Origin of the sequence: Pseudoalteromonas sp. Z9A6, from assembly GCF_011378805.1 — a bacterium.
Classification (GTDB): domain Bacteria; phylum Pseudomonadota; class Gammaproteobacteria; order Enterobacterales; family Alteromonadaceae; genus Pseudoalteromonas; species Pseudoalteromonas distincta.
Genome location: NZ_WTKZ01000015.1, coordinates 68,032 through 78,772, shown reverse-complemented (window position 1 = coordinate 78,772; position 10,741 = coordinate 68,032). Strand labels below are relative to the sequence as shown.

The following is a 10,741-nucleotide window of genomic DNA, read 5'->3' as shown; positions in this document are numbered from 1 at the left end:
TGTTTTCTTAATAATACTGAAATGACACAGATTTCTAAACACTACCTTTTTTAATACGTGTAAGTAACGTATTAATTCGTGTGATTAGAAAACAAGTTATCAATAAGCTCATCTTCAAGTGCAAAACGTGCTTCTAATGCCTCACCAATAACAGATAAGTCATTATCAAAGTCTTTTAATAAGTCTTCTTTGTCTACTTCTGCGTACTTATCATTAAAATCTAACGCCACATCGGTTGTGCTAGAAATACGCGGGTAAATAGAGTTTGCAAGCTCTTGGCTTTGTAAGCCCTTTTTTTCGCATGCTTTTGCTATATCGTCATATACTTCAAAATGGCCTGCAGATAGGTAATCCATTAAAAGCTGGCAAAATGATTCAATTAGTTTTGGCTCTGGCAATGCTTGATCTTGCTTCTCGTACGGCGTAAAGCCTGCAATTTTGCAGTAAAGTACAATAAGTTCTTGGCGTTCGTTTAGCCATTTATCAATTACTGTGTGGCTACCACCCCATTTTTGTTGAGCTTTTTCTACACGCGTCAGCATAACTGTTCTCCTAGCTGGGTTGGTCTTTCAATTAGAATATAATAAGTTTATGTACATCAAGATATATTTAATTTGCGCGTATATCAACAAGTAAAGTTGAGCTACTTTGAGGGGTGTACCTTTTTATATAATCTAAGGCGAGAGATTTTATTTTAGGCAAGAAAAAACCACCAGTTACGGTGGTCTAATTTCTTTCAGTGACTTGTTATAACAAGCTTTCTTATTTTTATGAGATGATTTTTATTGTTATTATTTTAAAACATTTATTTTTATTGTTTTAAGATTTTTATTATTGTTTTTGTTAACGCGGGACAAACAATAACAAGGTTTTTGTAATGTTGCAAACGTATTAATGAAAAGTTTTAAATGTTATTTATTTTTGTTTGTTTTATAGTCAAAAGGGATTAAAAAACTCCATTCTATTGATCTACCTCTAGGTAAAGCTGTTTTCGTCCCTAAGCAATAGAGGGTCGAAGAATATGGTGGTACAATCTTGCACAATTTATACAAGTCTTAGGATCATTTACGCCATGAGCGAATTAAAAAACGACCGTTATTTACGTGCACTTGCAAAACAACCTGTTGATGTAACTCCGGTATGGATGATGCGCCAAGCAGGACGCTATTTACCAGAGTATCGCGCTACACGTGCACAAGCGGGCGATTTTATGAGCCTGTGCCGTAATGCTGAGCTTGCATGTGAAGTTACACTGCAGCCATTACGTCGCTACCCGTTAGATGCCGCTATATTATTTAGTGATATTTTAACGATTCCAGATGCGATGGGTTTAGGTCTTTACTTTGAAACTGGCGAAGGCCCTAAGTTCGAACGTCCTATTTCATCTCTTGCTGATGTTAAAAAAATTCCAAAGTTAGACCCTACAGACGAGCTTGGCTACGTAATGAACGCAGTAAGCACTATCCGTCGTGAGCTTAAAGGCGAAGTACCGCTTATTGGTTTTTCTGGTTCACCTTGGACGCTAGCAACTTATATGGTTGAAGGCGGTAGCAGCAAAGTATTTGGTAAAATCAAAAAAATGGCGTTTGCAGAGCCGCAAACACTTCATTTATTACTCGATAAGTTAGCTGATTCAGTTATTGATTACTTAAATGCTCAAATTAAAGCTGGCGCGCAATCGCTAATGGTATTTGACTCATGGGGCGGTGTATTAAGCCCGCGCGATTACAACGAATTTTCACTACAATACATGCATAAAATTGTAGATGGCTTAATTCGTGAATACGATGGTCGTAAAGTACCGGTTACTTTGTTCACTAAAAATGGTGGTCAATGGATTGAAGCTATTGCAGCAACAGGCTGTGATGCAATCGGTCTTGATTGGACTATTAATATCAGCGACGCTAAGCGCCGCGTGGGTGATAAAGTAGCTCTACAAGGTAATATGGACCCATCTATGTTACACGGTACACCAGAGCGTATTCGCCAAGAAGTAGGCACTATTTTAGAAGACTTTGGTACAGGCAATGGCCACGTGTTTAACTTAGGCCACGGTATTACACCAGATGTAGACCCTGAAAATGCTGGCGTATTCATTAATGCAGTACATGAGCTAAGTGCTAAGTACCATAAGTAATAGTCACTTAAACAAGCTTTAAAACTGTTTAAAAGTAAAAAACCCGCTAAGTTGCGGGTTTTTTGTTACCTATTTATAAAGGCTTTTAAAACTACTTATTTAAGCGGTTATTTAAATAAGCGATTTAAGCCATTTAATGCCGCAACACGGTAGGCTTCAGCCATGGTTGGGTAGTTAAATGTGGTATTTACAAAGTAGTCGATATTATTGCCACCATTTTTTTGTTCCATAATAGCTTGGCCAATGTGAACAATTTCAGAGGCACGTTCGCCAAAACAATGTACGCCAAGTACTTCTTTGGTTTCGGTGTGGAATAATATTTTTAAACTACCTACTTCAGTACCAGCAATTTGCGCGCGAGCCAAATGCTTAAACTGAGCACGGCCAACTTCATACGGTACTTTAGCAGCTGTAAGCTCTTGCTCGGTTTTACCTACTGAGCTCATTTCTGGGATGGTATAAATACCGGCCGGAATATCAACAATCAGCCTGTCATCGCAGTTACCACATGCAATTGCATCAGCAGCTATACGACCTTGGTCAAACGCAGCACTTGCAAGGCTTGGATAGCCTATTACATCACCTACAGCGTAAACGTTATCAATTTCTGTTTGGTATGTTTCGTTAACTTTTAATTGGCCACGGCTATCGGCTTTTAAGCCAATGGCTTCAAGATTTAGTGTATCAGTGTTACCAGTACGACCATTAGCAAATAAAATACAGTCAGCTTTTACGCGTTTACCTGATTTTAAATGCATTATAACGCAGTCGTCACGCGTCTCGATTCGGTCAAACTCTTCGTTATGACGAATAACAATACCGCTGTTCCAAAAGTGATAGCTAAGTGCGTCAGATATTTCAGCATCCATAAAAGCAAGTAGTCGGTCGCGTGTATTAACTAAATCAACTTTAGCGCCTAAACCTTTAAATATTGACGCGTACTCACAACCAATTACACCTGCACCATAAATCAGTACACGATGAGGGTCATGCTCAAGGCCAAGTATTGTGTCACTTTCGTAAATACGAGAATGCGTAAAATCTACCTCTGGTGGACGATAAGGGCGTGAACCCGTTGATATAACGATCGTTTTAGCAGTCAGTCGCTCAGTTGAACCATCATTTCTTTTTACTTCAATTGTGTGCTTATCTACAAAGCTCGCATCACCTTGAAACATATGAATGCGGTTACGATCGTAAAAGCTACTACGTAAATTAGATTGCTTAGAAATAACAGAACTTGCGTGACGTAAAATATCAGGAAATGTTAAGCGGCTAGGGCGCTCACCAACATTGAATAACGGATTTGCTTTGTATTCAATATAGCGGCTAACAGAGTGGCGAAGCGCTTTTGAAGGAATTGTTCCCCAATGTACACAACCGCCACCAACTGATTCTTGGCGTTCAATAACCGCTACTTTTTTATCGTTTTTTGAAAGGTTCATGGCGGTACCTTCACCGCCAGGTCCCGTGCCAATAATTATTGCATCATATTGGTATGTCACGGGTACTTTTTTTTGTTCTGGTTGTTTGGCCACAGCCACTCCTAAATTAATTAAAAGAGGCTTTTAATAACCTCGCATTAAGTGCTAGCCATGCCTGTTTTTGATTTTCCCAGGCGGCTTCCAACTCATGGTATTGTGCCATTAATGCTGAGCGTTCACACTGCTTTGCCATGTTATTTTTTTTAACTTCTAACACTTGTTTTTGTAGTGAACAATAATTTTGCAGTTTTTTCAGCAGTAAATCGTACTCTTGTTGTAATAATGTAATCTTATCTTGTGCTAAAGGCAATTTTGCAAGACGCGTTTGCGTTTTACTCATGAGCGTTTCGGCCTTTGCTTTTTCGATACGTTCAACAGGTGTACGCTTCAATTTATTAGCTAAACCAACAGCTGCTAAAGAGCGGATCATCCATTTTGTTGGATCGTAATGAAACCATTTAATACCGTTACGGTAGTCGCTTGCAAAAATATGGTGGAAGTTGTGATACCCCTCACCGTATGTAAATAACGCTAGAAAGCCGTTATCACGTGCCGTATTTTTTTCGGTGTATGGGCGAGAGCCCCAAATATGTGCAACTGAGTTTATAAAAAAGGTAAAGTGTTGACTCAGTACTAAGCGTAGTAAACCTGCAAGAATTAACATACCCCACACATCACCAACCAATAAACCAAGTGCTAGAGGCAAGCCTACGTTCATAGCAATCACAAGCTTTAAGTAATGTTTGTGTTGCCACATAACTATTTTATTGCGCTGTAAATCACGACAATTACTATAATCACCGTAGCTATCGCCTTGGTAGTCACGTAACATCCAGCCGATATGGCTATACCAAAAACCATTGGTAGCCGCGTAAGGGTCTTTTATTGGGTCGTCAACTTGACCGTGATGTATACGGTGATCGCTACTCCAATGCAAAGCACTGTTTTGCAGTGCAAAAGCACCGCCAAGCGCAAAAATAAATTCAACTGCAGGGTGTGCGTTATAGGTTTTATGTGCCCATAATCGGTGGTAGCCGGCAGTAATTGATAAGCCTGCATAAAACATGCAGCCTACAAAAGCAATCCAATGCGCGCTGGTAAATCCGTAGCTAATGGCGTACCAAGGTACAAGTGTGGCAGCCGCCAAAAAGGTTAGGCTAAAAAATAGGACGTTTGTCCAAATAATCGGTGGTTTATTCATAATTCTCAATCTCAGCGTACAACTGTAAGCTAAAATAGTATTTCAAACTCTCATCGTCAAGTATTAGACTGTACAATTGAGCTAATATCACTAAATATTCATATAAAATAATTCAGGGAGCTGTTGATGTCGGGTGTTAGAGCGCAACAGAAACAAAAAACACGACAGGCGTTAATTCAAGCGGCATTTAATCAGCTGAGTGCTGATCATAGTTTTTCGAATTTAAGTTTACGCGAAGTAGCACGAGAAGCCGGTATTGCCCCAACGTCTTTTTATCGTCATTTTAAAGACATGGATGAGCTAGGTTTAACCATGGTTGACGAAGCAGGCTTAACCCTTCGTCAACTAATGCGTCAAGCACGCAGACGAATAGCAAACGATGGCGGCAGTGTTATAAATACCTCAGTGGTTACTTTTATGGAGTTTATTGATAACTCAAGTAACCAATTTAGGTTGTTGCTGCGAGAACGCTCCGGGACTTCTAAAGCATTTAGAGCCGCAGTAGCGCGCGAGGTAAAACATTTTATTTTAGAGCTGGCTCATTATTTAGAAAGTGAAACTAAATGTAATGCTATGCATGCCTATATTCAGGCGGAATCTATGGTAACGCTCGTATTTAATGCGGGTGCAGAAGCGCTCGATATAGAAGGGTTGCAACGCGACGAATTGATTGAGCGCGTTATTTGGCAGCTGCGTTATATTACTCGTGGAGCCGGGCATTACGTAAGAGAAACGAGTAAAGAAGCATAGCTTAAAAAAATTGTAAAAAGTTAATATAAGCACGGTATATTGCAGTGCTTATTAATTTAAGCGTCACTAGTCATGTATTTGTTATTTTAATTCTTAATAGATGCCTTGGTTGAATTAAAAAACCTAATTGAATCGTTTTTAAATCTGTTTTGTGGAATTTTTATGCTTGCTTCCGTCGCTTTGTAATGTTAAAAATAGGCTTCACTGAACACACACACAAGAAAACAAGATGCATATTATTCGTTTAATTACACTAAAACTTAACCTCTTACTGCTATGGTCAGTGAGCGGGGATTAGTGTGTTTGCATCGAGTTGAACACTAAAAACCCCGCAATTGCGGGGTTTTTTTTATCTCGCGGCTGGGATTAATTGAAATTTGGGTAACATAGGAATGAGGGGCAGTTATGCAAGAGCAAGATAAAGTATGGATTTTTGATACCACCTTACGTGATGGTGAGCAGGCACTTAAAGCAAGCCTTACTGAAGATGATAAAATTCAATTAGCGCATACAATTAGCCGCTTGAATGTGGATGTGATGGAAGTGGGTTTTCCGGTTTCGAGCCCTGCTGATTTTCGCTCGGTGCAACGTATTGCAACCGAGGTAAAAGGTCCGATTATTTGTGGTTTAGCACGCTCTGTTGCCAAAGACATTGAAGCCTGTGGCGAAGCACTTCGCACAGCTCAGCAAAGCCGTATTCATACTTTTATTGCTACAAGCCCTTTGCACCTTGAACATAAATTACGTATGAGCCTAGACGATGCAACGGCAATGGCTGTTAAATCAATTAAATTAGCACGTAACTATACTGATGATGTTGAATTTTCGTGTGAAGATGCCGGTCGTACCCCGCATTGGGATTTATGTAAAATTGTTGAGCAGGCAATTAACGCCGGAGCTTCAACTATTAACTTGCCAGATACCGTTGGTTTTGTAACGCCAGATGAGTACGCCGCAATGATCCGCCATTTAATGAATAACGTGCCAAATATTGATAAAGCGCGTTTAAGTGTGCATTGCCACAACGATTTAGGTTTAGCAGTAGCAAACTCGGTGGCTGCAGTGCAAGCCGGTGCACGCCAAATTGAGTGTACTATCAATGGTATTGGTGAGCGGGCTGGTAACTGCTCGCTTGAAGAAGTGGCGATGATCATGAAAATGCGCAAAGACCATTTAAAAGTATACACAGATATTAAAAGTGAAGAGATTTACCGCGCATCTCGCCAAGTGGCTAAAATTTGTAATATGCCAGTACAACCAAATAAAGCGATTGTTGGCGAAAACGCATTTGCGCATAGTTCTGGCATTCACCAAGACGGTGTATTAAAAGCGCAAAATACTTATGAGATTATGTCGCCAGAAAGCGTTGGTGTGCCAAGTAACCAATTAAATATGACTTCGCGTTCGGGTCGCCATGTTATTGAACATCGCTTAGAAGAGTTAGGCTATCAAAAATCTGATTACGATATGGATGGCTTATATAAAAGCTTTATTGAGTTGGCTGACCAAAAAGGCACAGTATACGATTACGACCTTGAGGCGATGATTTACTTTAATCAAATTAACGACAAAGACGAAAAATACCAATTAGAATTTGTTAACTCAGCTTCTAACTCACAATCGGTAGCAAGCTCTACGATTGGAATGCGAATTGATGGCGAAGCTAAACAAGAAGCCGCGACAGGTAATGGCCCAGTTGAAGCTTCGTTTGCAGCCATTGAGCGCTTAACCGGTATGAGCGTTGAAATGATTGAATATAACTTAGAAGCGACAGGCCAAGGTGCAAGCTCATTAGGCCAAGTAAATATTATAGCTAAATACGATGGCCGACCTTACCACGGTGCGGGCATTGCAGCGGATGTGGTTGAAGCGTCGGTACGCGCCATGATCCGTGTTTATAACTTAATTTATCGTGCACAAAAAGTGTCTGATTTAAAACAACAAAGGAAAGCAGGATGAGTAAAACAAACTACAGCGTTGCCGTATTAGCTGGCGACGGTATTGGTCCAGAAGTGATGGCAGCAGCAGAGCAAGTGCTTGATGCTGTAAGCAATAAGTTTGGTTTTACCCTGAACCGTCAGCATCATGCTATTGGTGGCGCAGCTATTGACGAATTTGGTGAAGCATTACCACCAAAAACGCTAAGCGCGTGTGAAAACGCCGATGCTATTTTATTTGGCTCAGTTGGTGGCCCTAAATGGGAAAACCTACCACCAAACGAGCAGCCTGAGCGCGCATCGTTATTGCCGCTTCGTAAGCACTTTGGTTTGTTTTGTAACCTGCGCCCTGCACAGTTATTACCTGCATTAAGTGCAGCGTCACCACTTCGCGCTGATATTAGCGAAAAAGGTTTTGATATTTTATGTGTGCGCGAGCTAACCGGCGGCATTTATTTTGGCGAAAAAGGCCGTAGCGGCGAAGGCGCTGAAGAAGCTGCTTTTGATACGCAAACATACTCGCGTAAAGAAATTGAACGTATTGCTCGTTTTGCTTTTGAAGCTGCAAAATTACGTAGTAACCATGTTACCTCTGTTGATAAAGCAAACGTACTTGCATCAAGCGTACTATGGCGCGAAGTAGTCACCGAAGTAAGCAAAGACTACCCAGAAGTAAGCCTAGATTACATTTACGTAGATAACGCCGCTATGCAGTTAGTTAAACAGCCTAGCCAATTTGACGTACTACTTTGCGATAACTTATTTGGCGATATTTTGTCAGATGAGTGCGCCATGATCACAGGCTCTATGGGTTTATTACCTTCGGCAAGCTTGAATCAATCGGGTTTTGGATTGTACGAGCCAGCAGGCGGTTCAGCACCAGATATTGCAGGTAAAGGCGTTGCAAACCCAATAGCACAAATTTTAAGTGCCGCATTAATGTTACGTTACTCGCTAGGGCAAGACGAAGCTGCGCGCACCATTGAAAAAGCAGTAGCAGAAGCTGTAGAAGCAGGTGTAGGCACGCCAGATATATATCCAAATGCCGGTTACAGCACAAGCGATGTGGCAGCCGCTATCGTTTCACGCATTTAATAACATATTAAAGTTGCAGCACCGTTATGCTGCAACTCAAACAGATTAGGGAATTAGCAAGTGGCCCAAACGTTATACGACAAAATTTGGCAAGCACATACCGTTGCCAGCATAAATGAGCAAACCGACTTACTTTATATTGACCGCCATTTAGTGCATGAAGTTACTTCTCCGCAGGCTTTTGCAGGTCTACGTGAAAAAAACCGTACTGTACGTTGCCCAGAAAAAACCTTTGCAACGATGGATCATAACGTATCGACTAAGAGCCGATCACTTGATGCCGCAAGCGAAGTATCTAAAAATCAATTAATGGCGCTTGATAAAAACTGTAAAGAGTTTGGTATTGTACTTTACGATTTAAACTCAATTAACCAAGGCATTGTGCACGTAATGGGCCCAGAGCAAGGTATTACTTTGCCAGGCACAACCATTGTATGTGGCGATAGCCATACTTCTACGCATGGTGCGTTTGGCGCATTAGCGCATGGTATTGGTACGTCTGAGGTTGAGCACGTATTAGCAACGCAAACGCTACAGCAAAAAAAGGCGAAATCGTTAAAAATTCAAATTAACGGTGTATTGCGTCCAACAGTTACGGCTAAAGATTTAATTATGGCGGTAATTGGCAAGTTAGGTACTGCTGGTGGCACAGGCTATGTAGCAGAGTTTTGTGGTGCAGGCATTGAAGCGCTTTCAATGGAAGCCCGTATGACGCTATGTAATATGAGCATAGAAATGGGTGCAAAAGCGGGTTTAATTGCATCTGACCAAATTACTTATGATTATTTAAAAGGTCGTCCGTTTGCACCTAAAGGCGCAGATTTTGATGCAGCCGTTGAATATTGGGAAACCTTAAAAACAGACGAAGGCGCACACTTTGATTTAGTTGTTGAGCTAAATGCTGACGACATTCAGCCACAAATTACCTGGGGCACAAGCCCAGAGCAAGTAATTGGCGTTGATGAGTACATACCCGATCCAGATAAAGAGCCAGATTTAATTAAAGCCGATGCCATTCGCAGCGCACTTAAATACATGGGCTTAAAAGCGGGCGATAAATTATCAAGCGCAAAAGTAGACACGGTATTTATTGGCTCATGTACTAATAGCCGTATTGAAGACTTACGCGCAGCTGCAAAAATTGTTGAAGGCAAGCAAGTTGTAGCCGGCATAGAGGCGTTAATTGTACCGGGCTCTGGCTTAGTTAAAAAACAAGCTGAAGACGAAGGCTTAGCCGATATTTTTAAAGCGGCAGGTTTTGAATGGCGCGAGCCAGGCTGTTCAATGTGCTTAGCAATGAACGACGACCGCTTAGAAGCGGGCAAACGCTGTGCATCTACGTCTAATCGTAATTTTGAAGGTCGCCAAGGTCGTGGCGGGCGTACCCATTTAGTTAGTCCTGCAATGGCGGCAGCCGCTGCAATACATGGTCACTTTGTTGATATTAGAGGAGAAGCATAATGAGCGTATTTTTTAGTGGCTTAATGGCTCCACTTGATAAAAACAATGTAGATACTGACCAAATTATTCCTAAGCAGTTTTTAACATCAACTAGCCGCGAAGGTTTTGATGCTGCCTTGTTTTATGATTGGCGTTACCTAGATAACGGTGAGCCAAACCCTGACTTTATTTTAAATCGCCCATGCTATCAAGGCGCGCAAATATTATTAACGCGCGACAACTTTGGTTGTGGCTCATCTCGTGAGCATGCTCCTTGGGCGCTTAAACAATATGGTTTTGAAGTTATTTTAGCTGAAAGCTTTGCTGATATTTTCTTTAATAACTGTGGTAATAACCAAATGTTAGCCATTGCGTTACCTGCCGACACGCTTGAGCAATTGTTTGTACTTAGCGAGCAGCACGACGATATTAACATTGAAATCGACCTTGAAAATCAAACATTAACAAGCAGTAAGTTTGCGCCAATTAGTTTTGATATTCGTAAAGACGTAAAAGAGCGCCTATTAAGTGGCTTAGATTTTATTGGTGTAACCGAAACACTAAACCCACAGATTGATGCGTTTGAAAAACAACTAGCAGCTGAGCGTTCTTGGCAGTAATTACTTAACCGTGTGTATTAAGAATCACGTATTAAAAAGCACGGCAATTGCCGTGCTTTTTGTGGGTAAATATTAGA

General features: G+C 41.0%; 9 protein-coding genes. 6 read left to right on the top strand and 3 right to left on the bottom strand.

What is annotated here, in order from left to right; translation table 11 throughout:
• Positions 1–71: 71 nt before the first annotated feature.
• The gene (gene rsd, locus GQR53_RS08340; protein ID WP_138489928.1) at positions 72–542 is read right to left on the bottom strand and encodes a sigma D regulator; all 471 of its coding nucleotides are present in this window, start codon (positions 540–542) and stop codon (positions 72–74) included.
• 530 nt (positions 543–1,072) lie between these two features.
• On the opposite strand from rsd, the gene hemE reads away from it, so the two are divergent.
• Positions 1,073–2,137 carry a uroporphyrinogen decarboxylase gene (hemE, locus tag GQR53_RS08335; protein ID WP_002961084.1) on the top strand — a complete coding sequence of 355 codons (1,065 nt, stop codon included), beginning with the start codon at positions 1,073–1,075 and terminating at the stop codon, positions 2,135–2,137.
• Positions 2,138–2,244: 107 nt separating this feature from the next.
• Here hemE and sthA read toward each other — a convergent pair whose 3' ends face one another.
• Positions 2,245–3,675, bottom strand: a complete 1,431-nt coding sequence (sthA, locus tag GQR53_RS08330; protein ID WP_024604169.1) for a Si-specific NAD(P)(+) transhydrogenase — start codon at positions 3,673–3,675, stop codon at positions 2,245–2,247.
• 13 nt (positions 3,676–3,688) lie between these two features.
• A complete protein-coding gene (locus tag GQR53_RS08325; protein WP_008138662.1) occupies positions 3,689–4,822 on the bottom strand; it encodes a fatty acid desaturase in 1,134 nt (377 codons plus the stop codon).
• Positions 4,823–4,948: 126 nt separating this feature from the next.
• On the opposite strand from GQR53_RS08325, the gene fabR reads away from it, so the two are divergent.
• The 5 genes from fabR (at position 4,949) to leuD (ending at position 10,664) form a co-directional block, all read left to right on the top strand.
• Positions 4,949–5,572: an HTH-type transcriptional repressor FabR gene (gene fabR / locus GQR53_RS08320; protein ID WP_002961087.1), complete on the top strand. Its 624-nt coding sequence runs from the start codon at positions 4,949–4,951 to the stop codon at positions 5,570–5,572.
• A gap of 405 nt (positions 5,573–5,977) precedes the next feature.
• On the top strand, positions 5,978–7,531 hold the full coding sequence (gene leuA / locus GQR53_RS08315; protein WP_002961090.1) for a 2-isopropylmalate synthase: 1,554 nt from the start codon (positions 5,978–5,980) through the stop codon (positions 7,529–7,531).
• Entirely contained in the window at positions 7,528–8,604 is a 1,077-nt protein-coding gene (gene leuB / locus GQR53_RS08310; protein ID WP_149594425.1) for a 3-isopropylmalate dehydrogenase, read from the top strand. The genes leuA and leuB overlap by 4 nt, the downstream gene beginning before the upstream one ends.
• Before the next feature lie 60 nt (positions 8,605–8,664).
• A complete protein-coding gene (gene leuC / locus GQR53_RS08305) occupies positions 8,665–10,065 on the top strand; it encodes a 3-isopropylmalate dehydratase large subunit (protein ID WP_165743544.1) in 1,401 nt (466 codons plus the stop codon).
• Positions 10,065–10,664: a 3-isopropylmalate dehydratase small subunit gene (leuD, locus tag GQR53_RS08300; RefSeq protein WP_149613416.1), complete on the top strand. Its 600-nt coding sequence runs from the start codon at positions 10,065–10,067 to the stop codon at positions 10,662–10,664. Before leuC ends, leuD begins: the two co-directional genes overlap by 1 nt.
• Positions 10,665–10,741: the final 77 nt, after the last annotated feature.

Coding starts and splice junctions, on each gene's coding strand:
- rsd (WP_138489928.1), bottom strand. CDS start 542: ATGCTGACGCGTGTAGAAAAAGCTCAACAAAAATGGGGTGGTAGCCAC.
- hemE (WP_002961084.1), top strand. CDS start 1,073: ATGAGCGAATTAAAAAACGACCGTTATTTACGTGCACTTGCAAAACAA.
- GQR53_RS08325 (WP_008138662.1), bottom strand. CDS start 4,822: ATGAATAAACCACCGATTATTTGGACAAACGTCCTATTTTTTAGCCTA.
- fabR (WP_002961087.1), top strand. CDS start 4,949: ATGTCGGGTGTTAGAGCGCAACAGAAACAAAAAACACGACAGGCGTTA.
- leuA (WP_002961090.1), top strand. CDS start 5,978: ATGCAAGAGCAAGATAAAGTATGGATTTTTGATACCACCTTACGTGAT.
- leuB (WP_149594425.1), top strand. CDS start 7,528: ATGAGTAAAACAAACTACAGCGTTGCCGTATTAGCTGGCGACGGTATT.
- leuD (WP_149613416.1), top strand. CDS start 10,065: ATGAGCGTATTTTTTAGTGGCTTAATGGCTCCACTTGATAAAAACAAT.